The organism is Corynebacterium tuberculostearicum (genome assembly GCF_013408445.1).
Classification (GTDB): domain Bacteria; phylum Actinomycetota; class Actinomycetes; order Mycobacteriales; family Mycobacteriaceae; genus Corynebacterium; species Corynebacterium tuberculostearicum.
This window is the reverse complement of sequence record NZ_JACBZL010000001.1, coordinates 62754-81197: the sequence shown is the minus strand read 5'-3', so window position 1 is coordinate 81197 and position 18444 is coordinate 62754. Positions and strand designations below refer to the sequence as shown.

Below are 18444 nucleotides of genomic sequence, written 5' to 3'. Positions count from 1 at the left end.
AGCACCTAATGAGGTCTTGCACAGTAATTTACTCGCCTGAGAGGGTTACCTCTACCTGACGAGATTCATCCGAGTCTTCGCGGGTAACCTCCAAGGTCACCGTCGCGCCAAAGTCCTGCGATCGCGCCGCCGCGATGAGCGCATCAGCGTTTTCAATCAGGCGGTCGTTGACGCGGGTGACAATGTCGCCATCCTTCAAACCCGCCTTATCTGCTGGACCGCCCGGCTCTACCTCGGCGATGCGGGCACCATTGCCGTCGTCGCGCGCTAGCACCTTCACGCCAAGGGTTGGGTGGGAAACTTTGCCGTCATTGATGAGCTCATCTGCCATGCGCTTGGCAAAGTTGGATGGAATTGCAAAGCCCAAGCCAATGGAGCCGCCCTCGCCGGAGGAGTCATTAGACAGCGAAGCAATCATGGAGTTCATGCCCACGATATTGCCGTCTCGATCCACCAGCGGGCCGCCGGAGTTGCCAGGGTTAACTGCAGCATCGGTCTGAATGGCGTCAATCAATGAGGACTCGCCACCCTCCTGGGACGCGCGCACGGGACGGTTCTTTGCCGACACGATGCCCGAGGTCACGGTAGCGTTCAGGCCCAAAGGTGAGCCCACGGCCACCACCTCTTGGCCCACGGCAACGGAATCGGAGTCGCCGAACTGCAAGAACGGCAGGTCCTTGACGTCCTTGATTTTCACGATGGCAACGTCCGTATTCGCATCCGAGGCCACCACGTCAGCTTCATGCTTGCTGCCGTCATTCATGGTCACCTGCATCATGCCACCGTGCTCAGCACCGGCAACCACGTGGTGGTTGGTCAGTACATAACCATCTGGGGAGATGACAGAACCGGAGCCTTCAGCCCCACCAGTACGAGTCATCGTCTGGATAGAAACCACCGCCGGCAAAACCTTAGAGGCAACTTCTTCAACGGAACCCTGCTCCGGTTCCTTACCGGTGCTATTGTTGGCCGGCTCAGCCTTGAGGGCTTCATTGACTACAGAGGTATCGTTATTGCCTCCCCCGGAACTCATACCGACCACAGCACCGGCAATCGAGCCTGCGGCGATGGCGGCAACGGCCGCCAAAGCGGTGGCGGCACCCAAGCCGATTTTCTTCTTTTGCTCCGGCTGCGGAGGAAGAGGGGTGACCATCGGGCCTTCCTGTCCCTGACCGCTAAAGCTTTGGGTCTGTGGGCCGTTCGGGTACGGCCCGAGCGAACCTAGTGTTCGTGGGTCATCGCCTTGTGCACCGCCGCGCGGCTGATTCCAGCCTTGTGAATAGGAGCCAGTCTCTTGTGCCTGCGCGTCAGCGCCACTATAAGGACCAGTGTCGCCGCTGTAGGGTCCAGCATTGCCAGCCACGGCATCTTGCTGGTTGGTTTCTCCAAAGTTCGGACCACCCTGAACCGGCTCGGCCCTACCCGGACCTTCCTGGGACACTCCCTCCGGGGAGTTTCCATCAAAGCCGCGGTAATCGTCATTCCTCATGTTCATGAGAAAACTATGCCTCACTTCGCTTGGTCAAGACTGATACTGATCTGCCAACCTACTAGGAATTCCTGAAAGGTTGCTGTATTACCTCACCAGTATAAACGCTTGTACGCTAGCCCTGATTAAACCAACGCTGCGCAAAGATTTCACCCCGGTCGCTTGGGTCTTCCTTACCACCCGGCAGCCCCTCATGCGGGTCTGCCAAACCGTCCACGAAAATCTCACCCGGCACAGGCTTGCCCGGCAAGATGACTTCCATGCGGGTGCCACCATCATTAGACTCGCGGATCTTGATCGTGCCATCGTGGCGTTCAATTACCGATTTCACAATGGCCAAGCCCAAGCCCGATCCCGGCATGGAGCGCGCTTCTGCCGAACGATAGAAGCGCTCAAAGACCTTCTCCCGCTCCTCCGGAGCAATGCCAGGCCCAGAATCATCAAAGCGCAGGCGCACCTCGTGGGAGGATAGCTGCTCCATGGATACGCGCACCGTGCCAGTTGCCGGCGACCACTTAGCCGCATTGTCCATGAGGTTAAGCGTGGCACGACCCAATGCGAAGGGGTCGCCGTCCAGCTCCCACGGGATAAAGCGCACCAAGAACTCCACATCGGGACGGCGGCGGCGCGCACGCTCCAGCGAAGCCATCATGACTTCACAAAGGTCAACCGGTTCCGGTTCGCGCTCATTGCCGTCCTCGCGCGCCAAATCAACGAGGTCTCCAATCAAGGTGGAGAGCTCATTCATCTGGGACATGACGTCATCTTCGAGGTCCTTGCGGTCCTCATCGCTCATGCCAAAGCCACCACCGGCGCGATTGAGCATCATCAAAAGCTCAATATTGGTACGCATAGAGGTCAGCGGGGTCTTTAGCTCGTGTCCAGCATCGGCTACGAACTGAGACTGCTGCGAACGGGATTCCTGCAGTGCCTCCAGCATCTGGTTAAAGGAGGTGGTCAACTGCGCCATCTCGTCGTTATTGGAGACCTCAATAGGACGCAGGTCGTTGGTCTGCGTCACGTAATCCACCGCTCGCTTCAGCCGGGCGATGGGTTGCATACCGGTTTTGGACACGATGAGGCCTGCAAAAATGGCGAGCACGATACCAAGGGCAACGATAATCAGTAGCACCGTGCCCAAGATGGCTATGAGCTCTTGCGTAGATGCGAGAGACTGAGCGACGACCACGGTAGAGCCGAGATCATGACGCTTGGCCAACACCCGCTCGCCGCCGACGGTACGCACGGAAGTTTCCGTGTAATTCTCCGTCCGGTGGAAGTCCCCGCCCACAGGAATGGTGTCGCCGTAGGAAAAGCTCATGGAGGGCGGTGATAGGGCTACACGGGTGCCAGGGTTATAGGACTTAAAGTCCTCGATTTCCTGGTCCACGTTATCCATGAACCGCGGGTCTTGGCTTTGCCGCAACAAGACATCGGCCTTGGCCTCCAAGCGGTCATCGACGGAGGCGGTAAGGGACATAGAAACTACCCAATACGTTGCCAACGTCATCAAGGCAACGGCTACGGCCACCACAAGGCCAGTAACAGTAGCAAGGCGCCACCGCAGTGGCGCCCGTGAAGCCCAACTCCCCTGACTATCAGAGAACTCGGTAAGAGGGGTGGACTGTGCTTTCCCGGAAGCCACCGCAAGGGAAGCGGGCTTCCTTAAAATCACGGATTAGACTCCCTCAAAACATAGCCCACACCACGGACGGTGTGGATGAGGCGAGCGTCGCCCTCGCCCTCGGTCTTCTTACGCAGGTAGCCGATATAGACCTCGAGAGCATTGCCGGAGGTAGGGAAATCGTAACCCCATACCTCTTCCAGGATCTTGCTGCGGGAGAGAACCTTGCGGGGATTTTCCATCAGCAATTGCAGCAGCGCAAACTCGGTGCGGGTCAAGGAAATGGCGCGGCCACCGCGGCTTACTTCGCGGGTATCGGCGTCAAGCTCAAGGTCCTCGAAGCTGAGCTTGCTTTCCACCGGGGCTTCAGCCGCGATGGAATCTGCAGAGGCACGCCGTACCAAGGAGCGCACGCGGGCCAAGAGCTCTTCCAATGCGAATGGCTTTGGCAGGTAATCATCCGCGCCGGCATCGAGGCCAGCCACACGGTCCGAAACACCATCGCGCGCGGTCAGAACGAGGATTGGACGGTCCCAACCCTCACTGCGCAGGGTGCGGCATACCTCAAGGCCATCCATGTTGGGCATCATGACGTCCAGAATCAACAATTCTGGATTCTCAGCGCGCACCGTCTCGACGGCTTCCAGGCCGTCGTTAGCGGTCAGCACTTCGTAGCCGTTAAAACGTAGGGAACGGCGTAGCGATTCGCGGACGGCTTGTTCATCATCCACCACAAGGATTTTCATAGTCCTAATTATTACTGATGGCAGTCAACTTCATGAAGTTAAGAGAAATATTTACCCCCCATAGCCCCCCAAATACGGTTAAAACATGCTTATAGGAGGTTTCTAAAGCTAAAAAATCCCCGCCCAGCCCTCTAAGGAGAGCGGACGGGGAGATTTAAGAGCGAGCTTAGAACTGCTCTACGTCAACCAGGCCCAGCTTGGCAGCCTTAACCAGGCGGCGCGGGATGCGGACGGTCTGGCCGTCGATGGTGACTTCCTGGAGGGCTACGTTGTCAGCCTTCCACTGGGAACGACGTGCGTGGGTGTTCGCACGGGACTTCTTAAACTTAGGAGTTGCCATTTTCTACTCTCCTCCTTACGCGTTCTTCTTCTTGCGGCGTGCCATGCCACCGAAGCGCTGGTTGAAGCGCTCGACGCGGCCGGCGGTATCCATAACGCGCTGTGCACCAGTCCAGAACGGGTGGGACTCAGCGGTAACGTCAACGACGATCAGTGGGTACTCGTTGCCGTCTTCCCACTCAACGGTGCGGTCGGAGGAAGCGGTGGACTTGGTCAAAAAGGAGTGACCGGTACCAGCATCGCGGAAGACTACCGGGTGGTAATCCGGGTGAATATCTTTCTTCATATATATTCCCTCAGGGTTGGACTACGGGTCGGTTCCACACGCTTAGCGTGGATCGTGCCCGAGTTGGGACGTACAAATTTCACTCTGTTAACCGCGCGCCGCGTGGCACGGGTCAACAACCTGAATTATCCTACAGTCAACTAACCCATATACGAAATCCCCGACCAGCGGCGACCACTCATTTCACTCACGTTTCTTGCGCCACGCTTGGCGGCACCCCACAGGCAAACACCACCCCAGCACGGCAAACGGCTCACTTGCCACAGCAAGATAGCGATTAGGTAATTCGCGTCCGAGGCTGTAAGATTTTCCCTTGCTGTTGTCAAAATATACGTTTTACGCCCCGTCTACTGGTGTTTGACAATGGCGCCGCACCCGCTCACACCTCACTTTTGAGCACTGCCACCCTCACACGGCAGTCGGCGCTTCATTGTCTATAGCCATGATGTGGGCGGCTAGGAGAAAGAAGACCCATGTCGGCTATTTGCCAGGTAACGGGCCGCAAGCCGGAATTCGGCAAGCAGGTCTCGCACTCGCACCGCCGCACTTCGCGCCGTTGGAACCCCAACGTGCAGCGTCGTCGCTACTACCTGCCCTCTGAGGGCCGTACCATCACCCTGAATGTTTCCACCAAGGGCATGAAGATCATCGACCGCGATGGCATCGAGTCCGTTGTGGCTAAGATTCGCGCACGTGGGGAGAAGATTTAAGTATGGCACGTAACGATATCCGCCCAATCATCAAGCTTAAGTCCACTGCGGGCACCGGTTACACCTACGTGACCCGTAAGAACAAGCGCAACAACCCGGATCGCATCACCTTGAAGAAGTTCGATCCGATTGCCCGCAAGCACGTCGAATTCCGCGAGGAGCGATAATCAATGGCTAAGAAGTCCAAGATCGCTAAGAACGAGCAGCGCAAGGAAATCGTCGCCCGCTACGCGGAGCGTCGCGCTGAGCTCAAGAAGATCATCAAGAACCCGAACACCCCGGATGAGGAGCGCCTGGAGGCTCAGTTCGAGCTGAACCGCCAGCCTCGTGACGCTTCCCCAGCCCGCGTACGTAACCGTGACGCTGCCGATGGCCGCCCACGCGGTTACCTCCGCAAGTTCGGCCTGTCCCGTGTCCGTATGCGCGGCATGGCTCACCGTGGTGAGCTGCCGGGCGTTCGTAAGTCCAGCTGGTAAAGGGGTAATTGCACAATGGCTAATAAGCGCAATAACCAAAAGAAGTTCCGTATGGAGCAGAGCCGTCGCCCAAAGAAGAACCCTTTGAAGGCTGAGGGCATCGAGAAGGTGGACTACAAGGACACCAAGACTCTGCGTCTGTTCATCTCGGATCGTCACAAGATCCGTTCCCGTCGCGTCACCGGTCTGACCCCGCAGCAGCAGCGTCAGGTTGCTACCGCAGTCAAGAACGCACGCGAAATGGCTCTCCTGCCGTTCACCACCCGCTAAACAGTAGCTGGGTATCAACAGCGCACTTTTGCCGCTGGCAAGTGTGACACGGTAAAAGAACCATAAGCTTTCGCCGCCTCCCTCCTCGAGGGCAGGCGGCGAAAGTCGTTTTAGCCCTCCCACCCCTTCCTCGTGGCCCACATGCCCGGATCACAGAGCCGAAGTGTTAGATTGAAAGCATTCGTGCACCCCGCAGCCGGCGGGAAAGCACCGGCCCCGCACTAGTGAAAGGCAGTGAGCAATGGCCCTGCACCAATCCCTACTCGATCTTTCCGAGCTCGCCCCGCACTGCCAGTCCCGCGCTACGGCCCGCGGACTGCTCGCAGAGGCCCAAGATATCTTGCGCAATGCGGTCGCCCACCAGGACAATGAGATTGAATTGGCCCACTGGTATTCCCGGCTGATTACGGATATTGTTCGCTCCCCGGGGGTCAACTCCCCAGTCCGCCTCAGCGGCGCTGCGGCCCGCGGCGACCAGCTGCCGTCCATGCCTGTGGAGTGGATGGGCGACGATGCCGATCTCCAAGACGTCTTCGCCGATGTCGGTCTCCAAGCTCACGCAGCCGCCGATTCCATCGCCGCGCGCGTCGACGCCGGCCTGCCCCTCGGAAACGGCGGAGAACAAGCACTACTGGAAGAAGCCTTGGCCCAGCGTCCGCCTGCCCTCAAGATGGTCGATGGGCTGCCGGACCGCGATGCAGCGGTAGACATCAAGGCCACGCTGCTCTCCCCCATCGCAGCAATCGCACGCTGGGCAGCGCCGGGGCCGCGCCCGACGGTGGATCGGCTGGCGATCGGCGTGGAACGCGATTTGCTCACCGCCGCGGACGCAGAGTCTTTGGACCTAGCGTGGCGCACCGGTTATGCGTTAGAGTTGCGCCGTTGGTATGAGGGCGTTAGCGATCGCCCGGTCACGCTGCGCGATCTTCCGCCGCTGGACCGCACCGCTTATGGTTCTGCGTGCCGCATTGTCTCGGCGGCGTTTGAGTCTATTTCCCGGCGGGCAGAAGAATATAAATAGTCTCTACGGTGCGGATTCGGAAGCAGTACCTAGTCGGGCATAAGATTGTACAGTTGATTATTAAAAGCGATTTCTCTTTTGTGAAAGGAGGCGTCCCACCGCATGGCAGGCAATGTCGGTAGGCCGCGTAAACACAGCCCGCGGCGCAGGGGCAATAGCGCCCGTGAGGAGATTTTGGACGCCTCCTCTGAGCTTTTCACTACTCAGGGTTTTGCTACCACGTCCACGCACCAGATTGCAGACGCGGTGGGCATCCGTCAGGCGTCGCTGTACTACCACTTCCCGTCCAAGACGGAGATTTTCCTGACGCTGCTCAATTCCACCATCGAGCCCTCCTTGGAGTTGGCCGATGAGTTGGCGGGCACCGACGCGGACCCGGCACAGCGCCTGTGGTCTTTGGTCGCCGCGGAATCGCGTCTGTTGCTCACCAGTGGCTGGAACGTGGGCCGCCTGTATCAGCTGCCGGTGGCCAATTCCCCGGAGTTCTCCGAGTATCACGAGTCACGCGACCGCCTGCAGAACCATTTCCGCTCCACCGCCGCCGCCATCGTGGGCGAGGATGACCCCCGCGTGGAGCTGCCCTTCCACATCGCGCTGTCCGTTATTGAAATGCGCCCCAATAACGGCACCCCGCCGTTCGACGCTTCCCAGTCGGTTCCGGAGACTGCTGCCATGCTTGCCGACGCCGCCTTGGCCGTCCTCGGCGCCTCCGTCCCCGACAATGCCGAGGAAACTACCCTCGAGCTGCTCAAGAATCGCAACGACTCCATCTCTGCGGCCGCCGCTGCTGCGGCCGACCGCAAGAAGAAGTCGCGCTAGCCCCTCGTTATCCGCGTTAGCGCTGCCACGACTCCGTGAACTCGCCCGTGGCGGCCAATCCGCCGCCCTCGCGCACGCTTACGCCACTCGGCGTCACCACAATGATCGACGGATCCGCATTGACGTAGTAGTTATTGCCGTCTTGGGTAACGTCACCCGATTCAAACTGGCCATCAAACATCGACGAGCGATAGAACTTGTAGCCACCTCCGGTCTCGCAAATGATAGCTCTGCCGTCGGGACCAGCCCCAGCGAACAAGGCACGCTCAAAGCGCTGACAGTTGGCGTAGCCGCCATCGAGCCATCCGTACTCGTTGAAATCAGAAATGTAGTTTCCCACACCAGTCTTCTGACCCCCACCGGAGGAAGACGGGGCCTCCTGCTTTTCCGTCTGCGTGACCGTGACTACCGGCGGTTTCTCAGGGGCTTCCTCCTCCTTGGTTACGGTCTCTTGCGCGGGCGTGGATTCCTCGGCGTTCTCCTCTTCTTTGTCGGAGTTATTGACCGTGGTCATTCCACTGCCCTTGCCTTTGAAGCTTGGGGCAGCGTCGTCCGTGGAGTCACTGCAACCGCTCAGCGCGAGGCTGGCGGCCACGAGCGGGACGAAGCCTGCGGCGATAAGCGGGCGAAGGCTTAAGCGAGAAGTCATGGGTTTTCCTTTCTACTGACAGGCTTAGCAGGCGGGGCTGGGCCACTGGGTTTGGGCCTGCGCTAGGGCTTCGGCCATGGAGGTAAGCACGGTTTGGGTGGAGGCGTACTGGCCATCAGGAGACGAGGCGATTAGTGCCACGGCGACGTCGTGACCGCCCAGCTGCACGATGCCCATCTGCCGCACGTCGTAGGAACCGGCAGGGCTCGGGCCCCAGCCGCCCTTCATCAAGGCGCCCGGCAAGGTGCGCAGGCCGTAGGCTTGGGCGGGATCGGCGACACCCATGGCGTCGATAATCGGCTGGGCGCCTTCAACGCAGCGCAGCCCGGCCATGAACTTTGCTTGGTTGCCCACGCTCCACATGGTTTGGCCAAAGGCCGTGAATTCCGGGCGGGTGACCTGGGATTGGACTTGGGTGGCGGTATCGCCCGCCTCCGCGATGACGCTTTGCGCGGCCTGCGCGGCGGCGGTGCCCTCCCCTAGCCCCGCCCACGCGGCCTTGGCGGCCTCGTTATCGGAGTAGGTGATTGCAGAGGACACCAGCTGGCTATCGGCCACACCCGTGCGATTCGCCGCGATGAGCACCGGCACCTTGGAGGTTGACCACGCGGCCTCGGGAGCGGTGCGCCCCGCTTCAATGGTGGTCGTGCCATCGGAGACCGCGATGCCCACATCGCCGTGTTCGGCCACGATGCGGTCGAGCACGGCTTGGACGTCACCGGCGGGTGCCGCGGCCGATGGCTCCGAGGAAGAGGCAGGCGCAGACGAGGCGGCTGGCGCTGCGGATGAGGCCGCGGGCGATGCGGACGTGGTCTCACCGTAGAGGGGATCGGCCGTGCCGCGGGCCTCGGTGTTGACAAAGGTAGGGGAATTATTCGCCGCGTCCTCGTCACCGCAGGCGCTTAGGGTGAGCGCGCAGGCGACGAGGGCGGCTGCCGGGCCCCAGGCCCGGCGGATAGGGAATGTCATGGCATTTAGCTTAGGCTAGTGCGCGAAGTGGCGGGTACCGGTCAGGTACAAAGTAACGCCGGCTTCCTTCGCTGCCGCGATGACTTCTTCGTCGCGGATGGAGCCGCCGGGCTGGACCACGGCCTTAACGCCGGCGTCGAGAAGCACCTGCAAACCATCGGCGAACGGGAAGAAGGCGTCAGAAGCGGCGAAGGAGCCCTCGGTGCGGTTGGCACCATCGGCCAAGGTGTTGGCGCGCTCGACGGCCAGCTTGGCGGAGTCAACGCGGTTGACCTGGCCCATGCCCACGCCCACGGTGGCATTGTCCTTGGCCAGCAAGATGGCGTTGGACTTCACCGCGCGCACGGCGCGCCAGGCGAACTCGAGCTCAGCCAAGTCGGACTCGTTGAGGGCCTCGCCCGCAGCCAGGGTCCAGTTGGCCGGGTTATCGCCCTCGGCCTGGTAGGTGTCTGGCTCCTGGGTGAGAACGCCGCCGGAGATGTACTTGCGCTCCTCGTGCTGGTCTTCGTGCTCTGCCTGCAGCACGCGCAGGTTCTTCTTGGCCTTAAGCACGTCAATGGCGCCGTCCTCATAGGAAGGAGCGACGATGACCTCGGTAAAGATCTCCTTTACCTGCTCGGCCATCTCTACGGTGACCTCGCGGTTGACGGCAATCACGCCGCCAAAAGCGGACATTGGGTCGCACGCGTGGGCGGCGCGGTGGGCGGCGGCGATGGACTCCTCGGACACGGCAATGCCGCATGGGTTGGTGTGCTTGATAATCACAACGCAGGGGCGCTCGTGGTCCCACGCGGCGCGCCACGCGGCATCCGCATCCTGGTAGTTGTTGTAGCTCATCTCCTTGCCATTGAACTGGGTGGCATTGGCAAGGCCCTTGGAACCGATGCGGGTGACAGTAGCCGCCTGGTGAGAGTTCTCGCCGTAGCGCAGCGGGGTGGTTTGGCCCTCCTCGCTGAGCTGATCCACGAACCACGCGGAGACGGCCGCATCATAATCCGCGGTGTGCAGGAAGGCATCGCGCGCCAGGCCACGGCGCTGCTCTAGGGTAAAGCCACCGTTGTTCACGGCCTCCACGGCCTCGTCGTAGCGGGAAGGATCCACGACGACGGCAACAGACGGGTGGTTCTTGGCAGCCGCGCGCACCATGGACGGGCCGCCGATATCAATCTGTTCCACGCAGCCATCAAAGTCCGCGCCAGAAGCTACAGTCTCGCGGAAGGGGTACAGGTTGACCACGACGAGCTGGAAAGGCTCTACCTCGAGCTCGGAGAGCTGGTTGAGGTGGTCATCCTTGCGGGTATCGGCCAAGATGCCGGCGTGCACGCGCGGGTGCAGCGTCTTGACGCGGCCTTCCAAGCACTCCGGGAAGCCGGTGAGCTTTTCTACCGGAGTGACCTCGATGCCCAGGTCCGCGATCTTCTTCGCGGTGGAGCCGGTGGAGACGATTTCCACGCCTGCCTTATCGAGGGCGCGGGCTAGATCCTCCAGCCCGGTCTTGTCGTACACGCTGATAAGGGCGCGCTTTACCTGCTTGCGGTCTTCGCTCATGAGGAGGATTAAGCCTTTCGAAAAGTCTTAGTCTGCGAGTTGAATAGTAAGTTTCTCGTCGTGGACGTTAGCTGCACGCAGCACCTCCACGATGAGATCGCGCTCTACTTGTTTGATGCGCTCGTGGAGGGTGGACTCGTCATCGTCGGCGTTAATGGCAACGGGGCGCTGCGCGATGATGGGGCCGGTATCCACGCCCGCGTCCACAAAGTGGACGGTAGAGCCAGTGATCTTCACGCCATAATCCAGGGCGTCGCGCACCGCGTGCGCTCCCTTGAAGGCAGGCAGTAGCGCCGGGTGGGTATTGATGGTGCGGCCTTCGAAGCGGTCCAAGAATTCCTGGCCCAGAATCTTCATAAAGCCCGCAGAAACAACAACGTCTGGATGCGCAGCATCTACTGCGTCAACCAGACGTTGATTCCATTCGGCGCGATCGGCACCCAGCGCCACAACCTCGGTATCAATACCGTGGTCCTGTGCGCGCGAAATACCGTGGCATTCCTTATCCGCCACCACCTTGACTACCTGGTAGTGCCCAGCCTGGGCATCCACGATGGCTTGTAGCAGGGAACCCGTTCCAGAAACGAGCACCACCACTCGGAGGCGTTCAGGGTCAGCGGCATAGCGCGGAGGCATCGGTGAAGTCACGCGCTATAGCCTAGCCCCTCTCCCCCTCCTCGGGAGAATCTTCGCTCGAGGAGTCCTGCTCGCTCTCCCCCATTTGGTCTTTGAGCTGTTGGCTCAGCGGCTTGGCGACGCCCCTTTCATCGCCCTCCTCAGTCTCTTTTTCCGGTTCCTCTTTCGGCTCCTCCGCTGTTTCTTCGGCTGGAGTGTCCTCTTTTTTCTGCTCTTCTTCCGGTTCCTCCGCGGCCTCGGCAGATGCGGAATCCTGGGGCTCGTCCTCGACTACCTCGGCATCAACGATTTCCGGATCGGTGATGGGCTCGCGCTCCGGCTCGACGGGGGTGTCGTCAGTTTCGGCGGCGGCTGCATCGGTTACCTCGGTAGTGGTGGCAGCGTCGGCAGGGTCCGCACTAGGTGCCGTGCGGGCCGCGCGCCAGGCTACGAAGGCGAAGCCTGCGGCAACGGCGCAACCAACGACGGCCATCCACAGGGCGGTAAGGCCTGCGGCAGTCCACAGCTGCGGGCCGGTCGCGCCGTAGTAGCCAAGGTCACCGCTAACAAGGAAGCAGGCAACCAGCATGATTACTGCGGCGGCCACCGTAGCTACTAGTACGTCCTGAAAGTTCGGACGCTTCTTATACAACGAATAGATTGCAGCGCCGAGGGGGACGATCAATAGCGCCACCGCCCAGCTGGGCGCGGATGCAGGAATGCCGCCGGTAATGGGGAGCGGTGGCAGCGGCACGAGGTGGGCGCTAAAGAGGCTTACCGAGCCTTCGCCGACGGAAAACTCCGAACCCACCAATACCGCCGCGGTGCTCACGATGGCATTGGGAATATAAAGCACGCTCAGCAGCACGAGTCCGGCAATGCCTAAACCGGAGATCGTGGGATAGTCATTCATCATCTCGCCCTGGCGGGAGACATTGACAAGGAAGACCACCGCAAAGACTGCGGATGCACTAATGGCCAGGTAGGCGAGGTAGCGAAGGGCGATCTGGGTGGCGTCGACAAGCGGGCGCGGCACTCCATAACGCTTGGCCAACGCCCGCCACAAGCGCCAACCCATACCGGCAGCCATGGCGGCCAGATGCAGAACAATAACGCGCAACAACGCCTGCGCCAGGTTTGGCGGGGAGACGTCATAGACCTTGCCCGCATCCCACAGCATCAGCCAGGCGATGATGGTAAATACCACCGGCACGCCAAGCACGCAGGCCAGAAGAGTCAGCAGGTCCTTGACGCTGACCTTGTGTTTTACCGCGCTGCGCACACGAACCGCTACCACCACGGCGAGGATGAGCGCTGGCAAGGCCGGCAGGAAGGAAATATGCACATCGGCCGCAGAGACCGGAGCGAGGTTAAAGACCATCCAGGCCTCCGCCACGATGGTGTACCACCACGCCATGGGAGAGCCGGCGAGCATGAGACCGCCAAGCGCGATGGCCATAATGATAAGGACAATAACCACGTTGGGCACTGCCGCAGTGATAAGCATGCGGCGAATGCGCCCGGCTTTGGTCAACGGCGCGGGGGTACGGCGCGCCTTAGCCTTGGAGCCGGCCTTGCGAGCGACGCGCTGCGCAGATCCAGAGGACTGGCGGGACCCACTGGGATGAGGCGCGCGTGGGGTGCGCTCCGCGCGCACCGTACGGCCCCGCGCCTGGCTACGCGGGCGGGGCGTTGACCGAGATTGGGGGCTGGTGTTTTTGTTCATCGGCGTCCACTTTGCCACCTTCCGGAAGTGAAATCGGGGTGGCGCGACGAGGCGCCCGCAAAATCACCGGTGGCAACCCCTGCACCTGGGCTATACAAATATATAAGGAGTATAAAATCTACCCTGGTTTCACACCCTTAACTCTGGCTGTAATACTATGAAGGAAAAGGCGGCTAGTTTTGCGTGACGTACGCGGAGATCGCGTGGGATCTTTATCGCACTAATAATATTCCGCGTCCCACATGTTGCCTGCTCGTGGACAATTTCCCCGAGGCGAGCCAGAAAATTTCTTAATTTGGGTTGCTGTTATCTTTTCGAGACGCTACTGTTACATCTCGTTGGTAACAAGAAGGTCACAATCTCGTAACTAACTCGGTGGGGACGTAACACTCGTTCTGCGCAGATTGTGAAAATGACGAAAGAAGACCTAATGCGAAGCAAAGTTCAGCGTGGCGCCGGCCGCCATCGCAAGATTGTCACCTCGCAGACTGCGAAGGGCCGCATTGCCGTAATGACGGTTGCGGCAGGTGCAGTTTCCACCGCCGGCGTGGGTGGCGCAGCCGCCGCAAACATCCAGTCCGATGACGCGGCCACCACCAAGACGCAGTCCGTTGACTTCGAGCTCGCCTCTGACTCCACCCAGGTTGAGGATGCCGCTGCGACTCCGGTTGATACCACCCCGCAGATCCTCAACGTTGCCGAGGCTAAGCCAGTTGCCGATCTGACTGATCAGCTCAACAAGGCCATCCAGGCTTCTGAAGAGCGCGCCGCTGCCGACGAGGCCGCTCGCGCACCGTCCGTAGCCCGCCCTGCAGAAGGCGCATTCACCTCCCCATTCGCCATGCGCTGGGGCACCTTCCACAAGGGAGTCGACATCGCTAACTCTCCCGGCACCCCAATCCTTGCCGTCATGGATGGTACGGTCATCGACTCCGGTCCAGCCTCCGGCTTTGGCCAGTGGATCCGCATCATGCACGACGACGGCACCATGACCGTTTATGGTCACATGCAAACTCTTGACGTTGCCGTTGGCGAGCATGTGCACGCCGGCCAGAAGATTGCTGGCATGGGCTCGATGGGCTTTTCCACCGGCTCCCACCTCCACTTCGAAGTTCACCCGAACGGTGGCGAGGCAATCGATCCGCAGCCTTGGCTGGCTGAGCGAGGCATCGACCTCTAAGACCCCCACCCCAACACCTTCTTGTTAAGCGCCGCAGTGGCTTTCCTGCGGCGCTTTTTCATGCCCACAATTGCTCTAAAGACACCAGCGACGGCTCCCGACCACCGAGGCTGCAGCCAACCTTCCCCAAGACTACTCAAGTGCGTCCCAGCCTTCCCATTGCGCCTCCACCAAAGGGCAAGCCCCGCCAGGACAAGCGCCCCACCACCGGCCCCTAAACACAAATTGCGCCACACAGGCAAGTCCAGTGCGCAGCCTTGTCGCAGGTAAATGCACACTTTTAGCTAATCACTGGGCCTGAACACAACACACCATTTCCAGAGCGGCACACCCACCCCCGAATCCTACCCCCAGACCCTAAACCAGTACTTTACAGACGCCACTAGAGTCACATTCGCAACACGCGCAACAAGCTGGCATGTTCGAATAATTTCGAATTATTTCCGCCTCTACCAGCGTTTTTTAAGATTGCGCGGGCCGTTCGAGCGGGCTAACTTTTAACTCGTTGCCACGAGCGATCACGAGCGCAAGCATTTCGACTTTCGGCGTGTCGCGGTTGGCAGTTGAAAGACGCCGCCCTCCTCCAGGATGCGGGCGTCCCAAGACCATGCACAGCCATGAAAAGGACTTTAACTATGAAGCGCATGAACCGCGCACGCAAGAACGTGGCGTTGAGCATCGTTACGCTTGGCACCGTACTTGCTACCGGCACCACCGCTTTTGCTGCAGAGCCAGTGGCTAGCGTGGACGTATCGGACGGCTCTTCCGAGCCCACCGCTACGAACGTAGATAACGCCGGCGTGGTCGACGCCCTTGTTGGCCTGGCCACCACCACCGTAGGCGTACTGAACGGCGAGACTACTCCGCAGGTAGATGGAAACGAATCCGGCGGCGTCAATATCGTCCTAGACCCGGGCACTGTACCGGGCCTGAAGGAAGCTTTCGCACCGCAGGGGAATCACTCGGGACTCACCACGAAGCGCGGCACGGACTCCGCGGGCAATACCGTGGTCTTTCCTACCTCCGGCACGCTTACTTCTGGCTTCGGCCCGCGCTGGGGCACGATGCACAACGGCATCGACGTAGCTAACCCGGTGGGCACCCCGATTCACGCGGTCATGGACGGCACCGTCATCAACTCCGGTCCAGCGCAGGGCTTTGGCAACTGGATCCGCATCCAGCACGATGACGGCACCATCTCCGTCTACGGTCACATGCCGGCAGACCTGCTCAAGGTAAATGTGGGCGAGCGCGTGACCGCGGGTCAGGAAATCGCCGGCATTGGCAGCGAGGGCCACTCCACTGGCCCGCACCTCCACTTTGAGATTCACCCAGGCGGAGGCGCCGCCGTTGACCCCGTTTCCTGGTTCAACGAGCGCGGCATTTCGGTCTAAAGCTTTTCCATCGGCACTCCGCCGATGAGCATCAGCCGGACCTTACCGGAAGAACCAAAGTCCACGGTGACCGTGGCGCGCTTGCCGGAGCCGGACGTCTCAATGACAGTTCCGAGCCCGTACTTAGCGTGATTGACGCGGTCACCCACGGCTAGGTTGAGGTTATTGTTCTTAGGCATCGAGGTCGCCGCCGGCTTGCTGGTGCGCTGCGATGGGGAAGACGCAGCGCGCCCTCCACCGCGCGACCCGGACCGGGAACCACCGCTGCCCCACCCGGACCAATCGCGGCCGTAGGAACGACCATATTGGTAGTCGTCCTCGCCCCACGCGCCGGTCAGGGAACTATCGGAGTCTTCGCGCCGCCAGTTGATGAGGTCTTCTGGGACCTCGCCGAGGAAGCGGCTGGCGGGATTAGTCACCGGATTGCCCCACGCCGAGCGCAAAATAGCGCGGGTAAGATACAACTGCTCGCGAGCGCGGGTAATGCCCACATAGGCGAGGCGGCGCTCCTCGCTTAGTTCCTTCGGGTCACCCAGTGAACGCATATGCGGGAATTGGCCATCCTCCCAGCCGGTCAAAAAGACTACGGGGAACTCAAGGCCCTTGGCGGTGTGCAGAGTCATCATGGTGACCACACCAGTCTCGGAATCTGGGATCTGGTCAGCATCGGCCACCAGCGACACCTTTTCCAAGAATGCCTGCAGCGAACCGGGCGCAGCTTCGCCCTCCTCTACTAGCTCGGAGGGGTCCACTGCATCCGCACCGGATGCGGCAAGCTGGTTGGCCGCCTCCGAGGTGAATTCGCGCGCCACCGATACCAACTCGTTGAGGTTATCTAGGCGCGCTCCGTCCTGCGGATCATTCGAATTTTCCAATTCCGCCTTGTATCCCGTGGCATCCAAAATGGTGGAAAGCAGCTCGCCCAAATCCGGTTGGCCGGTAACCTCATCGCGCATGGAAGGAATCTGATTGCGGATACCCTCCATCATGTCGTTGAATTTGGTGACAGCGTTAATGGCCCGAGTGCCAAGGCCTGGAACGTCGCCCCGGGGGACATCGGCAAGCGCCTTGCCAAAGCTAATACCGTGGTTTTCCGCATGGAGGGCAATATGCCCCTGCGCCTTGTCACCAATGGCACGCTTGGGCACGTTGATGATGCGGCGCAGGCTTACCGTATCGTCCGGGTTATCCAAGATGCGCAGGTAGGCCACCATATCGCGGATTTCGCGCCGCTCATAAAAGCGCGTGCCACCCACCACCTTGTACGGAATTCCGGAGCGAATGAAGATATCTTCCAGCGCACGGGAGGCGTTATTGGTGCGGTACATGACCGCGATATCGGAATAGCTGCGGCCCTTATCCGCCAAGGAGTCGATTTCAGAGGCGATGAACCGCGCCTCATCGTGCTCATTATCGGCAACATAGCCTACGATCTGCTCGCCCTCACCGTGGGCGGTCCACAGGTTCTTCTCGCGGCGATTCTCATTCTTGGCGATCACGGCATTGGCCGCGTTGAGAATGGTCTGCGTAGAGCGATAATTTTGTTCCAGCAAGATCGTGTGCGCCTGGGGGTAGTCGCGCTCGAATTCCTGAATATTGCGGATGGTGGCCCCGCGGAAGGCATAAATGGACTGATCAGAATCGCCCACTACGCACAACTCGGGGGCATCGGGGCCGAGCTCTCCCCTGCCCACGAGCGCGGCAACTAGGGCGTATTGGGCGTGGTTGGTGTCCTGGTACTCGTCGATAAGCACGTGCTTGAAGCGCCGGCGATAGAACTCCACCACCTGCTGGTGCTGAGTGAAGATCCGCACCACCTCACCGATGAGATCATCAAAGTCCACGGCATTGGCCGCGCGCAGGCGGCGCTGGTATTCGGCATAGACCTGGGCCACGGTGGTCTCAAATGGGTTCTTGGTCTGCTGCGCCTTTTCCAGTGCGGATTCGGGACCGATGAGCTCATTTTTGTGATTAGAAATCTGATTAGCCAGCACGCGCGGGGTGTACTTCTTCAGATCCAGCTGCATATCCTTAGCAATCATGGACAATAGCCGGCGGGCATCATCGCCATCATAAATGGTGAAATTGGTATTAAGACCCGGCACCAGCTGCGCATTTTGGCGCAGGATGCGCACGCAGATGGAGTGGAAGGTAGATACCCACATCCGCTCTGCCACGGGGCCTACCAGCCCACCCACGCGCTCCTTCATTTCCGCGGCGGCCTTATTAGTAAAGGTAATGGCGAGGATCTCCCACGGATTTACCCCGCGATGGCGCATGAGATAGGCAATGCGGCGGGTAAGCACGGCGGTCTTGCCGGAACCAGCGCCGGCCACGATGAGTAGCGGGCTGCCCGAGTGGGTAACGGCCTCAAGCTGCTGTGGGTTGAGGCCGTCGGTCAAAGCATCGGGGGATTCGGATTGCGGGCTCGCTACGCGCGGTGCGCCGAAGCCGCTAAAGGGGCTAGGGTTCGAGGCACCACCGGTGGACGGGGAAGGGCTAAAAGGAGAGTTTTCGTTCATAGTGTCTTCCAACCTACTAGCCCCACCGGACACGACCCGTTTCCGCCGTGCGAGCTGCTAT

The 18444-nt window shown here is 60.3% G+C and carries 19 protein-coding genes; 8 read left to right on the top strand and 11 right to left on the bottom strand.

The features are described from left to right. Window positions 1-28: 28 nt before the first annotated feature. The 5 genes from BJ985_RS00380 to BJ985_RS00360 form a co-directional block, all read right to left on the bottom strand. Window positions 29-1495: a S1C family serine protease gene (locus BJ985_RS00380; RefSeq protein WP_179386228.1), complete on the bottom strand. Its 1467-nt coding sequence runs from the start codon at window positions 1493-1495 to the stop codon at window positions 29-31. 109 nt (window positions 1496-1604) lie between these two features. Then, window positions 1605-2969, bottom strand: coding sequence for a HAMP domain-containing sensor histidine kinase (locus BJ985_RS00375; protein ID WP_236587063.1), 1365 nt, complete (start codon window positions 2967-2969; stop codon window positions 1605-1607). A 191-nt stretch (window positions 2970-3160) separates the two neighbouring features. Continuing rightward, window positions 3161-3859 carry a response regulator transcription factor gene (locus BJ985_RS00370; protein ID WP_005323792.1) on the bottom strand — a complete coding sequence of 233 codons (699 nt, stop codon included), beginning with the start codon at window positions 3857-3859 and terminating at the stop codon, window positions 3161-3163. Window positions 3860-4025: 166 nt separating this feature from the next. After that, a complete protein-coding gene (rpmF, locus tag BJ985_RS00365; protein ID WP_005279913.1) occupies window positions 4026-4199 on the bottom strand; it encodes a 50S ribosomal protein L32 in 174 nt (57 codons plus the stop codon). A gap of 15 nt (window positions 4200-4214) precedes the next feature. After that, on the bottom strand, window positions 4215-4484 hold the full coding sequence (locus tag BJ985_RS00360) for a type B 50S ribosomal protein L31 (protein ID WP_005323793.1): 270 nt from the start codon (window positions 4482-4484) through the stop codon (window positions 4215-4217). Between the two features lie 473 nt (window positions 4485-4957). On the opposite strand from BJ985_RS00360, the gene rpmB reads away from it, so the two are divergent. The 6 genes from rpmB (at window position 4958) to BJ985_RS00330 (ending at window position 7780) form a co-directional block, all read left to right on the top strand. Further along, window positions 4958-5194 carry a 50S ribosomal protein L28 gene (gene rpmB / locus BJ985_RS00355; protein ID WP_005279911.1) on the top strand — a complete coding sequence of 79 codons (237 nt, stop codon included), beginning with the start codon at window positions 4958-4960 and terminating at the stop codon, window positions 5192-5194. A gap of 2 nt (window positions 5195-5196) precedes the next feature. Beyond that, window positions 5197-5361: a 50S ribosomal protein L33 gene (rpmG, locus tag BJ985_RS00350; RefSeq protein ID WP_005279910.1), complete on the top strand. Its 165-nt coding sequence runs from the start codon at window positions 5197-5199 to the stop codon at window positions 5359-5361. A gap of 3 nt (window positions 5362-5364) precedes the next feature. Beyond that, on the top strand, window positions 5365-5670 hold the full coding sequence (rpsN, locus tag BJ985_RS00345; protein ID WP_005279906.1) for a 30S ribosomal protein S14: 306 nt from the start codon (window positions 5365-5367) through the stop codon (window positions 5668-5670). A 15-nt stretch (window positions 5671-5685) separates the two neighbouring features. After that, window positions 5686-5940, top strand: a complete 255-nt coding sequence (rpsR, locus tag BJ985_RS00340) for a 30S ribosomal protein S18 (protein WP_005279904.1) — start codon at window positions 5686-5688, stop codon at window positions 5938-5940. A 241-nt stretch (window positions 5941-6181) separates the two neighbouring features. Continuing rightward, entirely contained in the window at window positions 6182-6961 is a 780-nt protein-coding gene (locus BJ985_RS00335; protein WP_179386227.1) for a putative nucleotidyltransferase substrate binding domain-containing protein, read from the top strand. 102 nt (window positions 6962-7063) lie between these two features. Beyond that, window positions 7064-7780: a TetR/AcrR family transcriptional regulator gene (locus tag BJ985_RS00330; protein ID WP_150850908.1), complete on the top strand. Its 717-nt coding sequence runs from the start codon at window positions 7064-7066 to the stop codon at window positions 7778-7780. Between the two features lie 16 nt (window positions 7781-7796). On the opposite strand, the gene BJ985_RS00325 is transcribed toward BJ985_RS00330, so the two are convergent. Genes BJ985_RS00325 through BJ985_RS00305 form a run of 5 tightly spaced genes read right to left on the bottom strand, consistent with a single transcriptional unit; the run spans window position 7797 to window position 13287 of the window. After that, complete coding sequence (locus BJ985_RS00325; protein ID WP_179386226.1) at window positions 7797-8429, bottom strand: hypothetical protein; 633 nt, start codon at window positions 8427-8429, stop codon at window positions 7797-7799. 24 nt (window positions 8430-8453) lie between these two features. Further along, window positions 8454-9398 carry a serine hydrolase gene (locus BJ985_RS00320; RefSeq protein ID WP_179386225.1) on the bottom strand — a complete coding sequence of 315 codons (945 nt, stop codon included), beginning with the start codon at window positions 9396-9398 and terminating at the stop codon, window positions 8454-8456. A gap of 15 nt (window positions 9399-9413) precedes the next feature. Beyond that, window positions 9414-10946 (bottom strand): bifunctional phosphoribosylaminoimidazolecarboxamide formyltransferase/IMP cyclohydrolase, encoded by a 1533-nt coding sequence (purH, locus tag BJ985_RS00315; protein ID WP_179386224.1) that lies wholly within the window; start codon window positions 10944-10946, stop codon window positions 9414-9416. Between the two features lie 27 nt (window positions 10947-10973). Beyond that, complete coding sequence (purN, locus tag BJ985_RS00310; RefSeq protein WP_179387550.1) at window positions 10974-11582, bottom strand: phosphoribosylglycinamide formyltransferase; 609 nt, start codon at window positions 11580-11582, stop codon at window positions 10974-10976. Window positions 11583-11604: 22 nt separating this feature from the next. Next, window positions 11605-13287 (bottom strand): cell division protein PerM, encoded by a 1683-nt coding sequence (locus BJ985_RS00305; RefSeq protein ID WP_218840658.1) that lies wholly within the window; start codon window positions 13285-13287, stop codon window positions 11605-11607. A 430-nt stretch (window positions 13288-13717) separates the two neighbouring features. On the opposite strand from BJ985_RS00305, the gene BJ985_RS00300 reads away from it, so the two are divergent. Further along, window positions 13718-14467 carry a M23 family metallopeptidase gene (locus tag BJ985_RS00300; RefSeq protein WP_179386223.1) on the top strand — a complete coding sequence of 250 codons (750 nt, stop codon included), beginning with the start codon at window positions 13718-13720 and terminating at the stop codon, window positions 14465-14467. A gap of 635 nt (window positions 14468-15102) precedes the next feature. Continuing rightward, the gene (locus tag BJ985_RS00295; protein WP_179386222.1) at window positions 15103-15861 is read left to right on the top strand and encodes a M23 family metallopeptidase; all 759 of its coding nucleotides are present in this window, start codon (window positions 15103-15105) and stop codon (window positions 15859-15861) included. Here BJ985_RS00295 and pcrA read toward each other — a convergent pair. Beyond that, window positions 15858-18383, bottom strand: coding sequence for a DNA helicase PcrA (gene pcrA, locus BJ985_RS00290; RefSeq protein ID WP_179386221.1), 2526 nt, complete (start codon window positions 18381-18383; stop codon window positions 15858-15860). The two genes, BJ985_RS00295 and pcrA, sit on opposite strands and share 4 nt — an antisense overlap. Between the last annotated feature and the right edge of the window lie 61 nt (window positions 18384-18444).

Coding starts and splice junctions, on each gene's coding strand:
- BJ985_RS00320 (WP_179386225.1), bottom strand. CDS start 9,398: ATGACATTCCCTATCCGCCGGGCCTGGGGCCCGGCAGCCGCCCTCGTC.
- BJ985_RS00370 (WP_005323792.1), bottom strand. CDS start 3,859: ATGAAAATCCTTGTGGTGGATGATGAACAAGCCGTCCGCGAATCGCTA.
- BJ985_RS00360 (WP_005323793.1), bottom strand. CDS start 4,484: ATGAAGAAAGATATTCACCCGGATTACCACCCGGTAGTCTTCCGCGAT.
- BJ985_RS00295 (WP_179386222.1), top strand. CDS start 15,103: ATGAAGCGCATGAACCGCGCACGCAAGAACGTGGCGTTGAGCATCGTT.
- rpsN (WP_005279906.1), top strand. CDS start 5,365: ATGGCTAAGAAGTCCAAGATCGCTAAGAACGAGCAGCGCAAGGAAATC.
- BJ985_RS00330 (WP_150850908.1), top strand. CDS start 7,064: ATGGCAGGCAATGTCGGTAGGCCGCGTAAACACAGCCCGCGGCGCAGG.
- purH (WP_179386224.1), bottom strand. CDS start 10,946: ATGAGCGAAGACCGCAAGCAGGTAAAGCGCGCCCTTATCAGCGTGTAC.
- rpmF (WP_005279913.1), bottom strand. CDS start 4,199: ATGGCAACTCCTAAGTTTAAGAAGTCCCGTGCGAACACCCACGCACGT.
- rpmB (WP_005279911.1), top strand. CDS start 4,958: ATGTCGGCTATTTGCCAGGTAACGGGCCGCAAGCCGGAATTCGGCAAG.
- pcrA (WP_179386221.1), bottom strand. CDS start 18,383: ATGAACGAAAACTCTCCTTTTAGCCCTTCCCCGTCCACCGGTGGTGCC.
- BJ985_RS00305 (WP_218840658.1), bottom strand. CDS start 13,287: ATGAACAAAAACACCAGCCCCCAATCTCGGTCAACGCCCCGCCCGCGT.
- rpsR (WP_005279904.1), top strand. CDS start 5,686: ATGGCTAATAAGCGCAATAACCAAAAGAAGTTCCGTATGGAGCAGAGC.
- rpmG (WP_005279910.1), top strand. CDS start 5,197: ATGGCACGTAACGATATCCGCCCAATCATCAAGCTTAAGTCCACTGCG.
- BJ985_RS00300 (WP_179386223.1), top strand. CDS start 13,718: ATGCGAAGCAAAGTTCAGCGTGGCGCCGGCCGCCATCGCAAGATTGTC.
- BJ985_RS00375 (WP_236587063.1), bottom strand. CDS start 2,969: ATGTCCCTTACCGCCTCCGTCGATGACCGCTTGGAGGCCAAGGCCGAT.
- BJ985_RS00380 (WP_179386228.1), bottom strand. CDS start 1,495: ATGAACATGAGGAATGACGATTACCGCGGCTTTGATGGAAACTCCCCG.
- BJ985_RS00325 (WP_179386226.1), bottom strand. CDS start 8,429: ATGACTTCTCGCTTAAGCCTTCGCCCGCTTATCGCCGCAGGCTTCGTC.
- purN (WP_179387550.1), bottom strand. CDS start 11,582: ATGCCTCCGCGCTATGCCGCTGACCCTGAACGCCTCCGAGTGGTGGTG.
- BJ985_RS00335 (WP_179386227.1), top strand. CDS start 6,182: ATGGCCCTGCACCAATCCCTACTCGATCTTTCCGAGCTCGCCCCGCAC.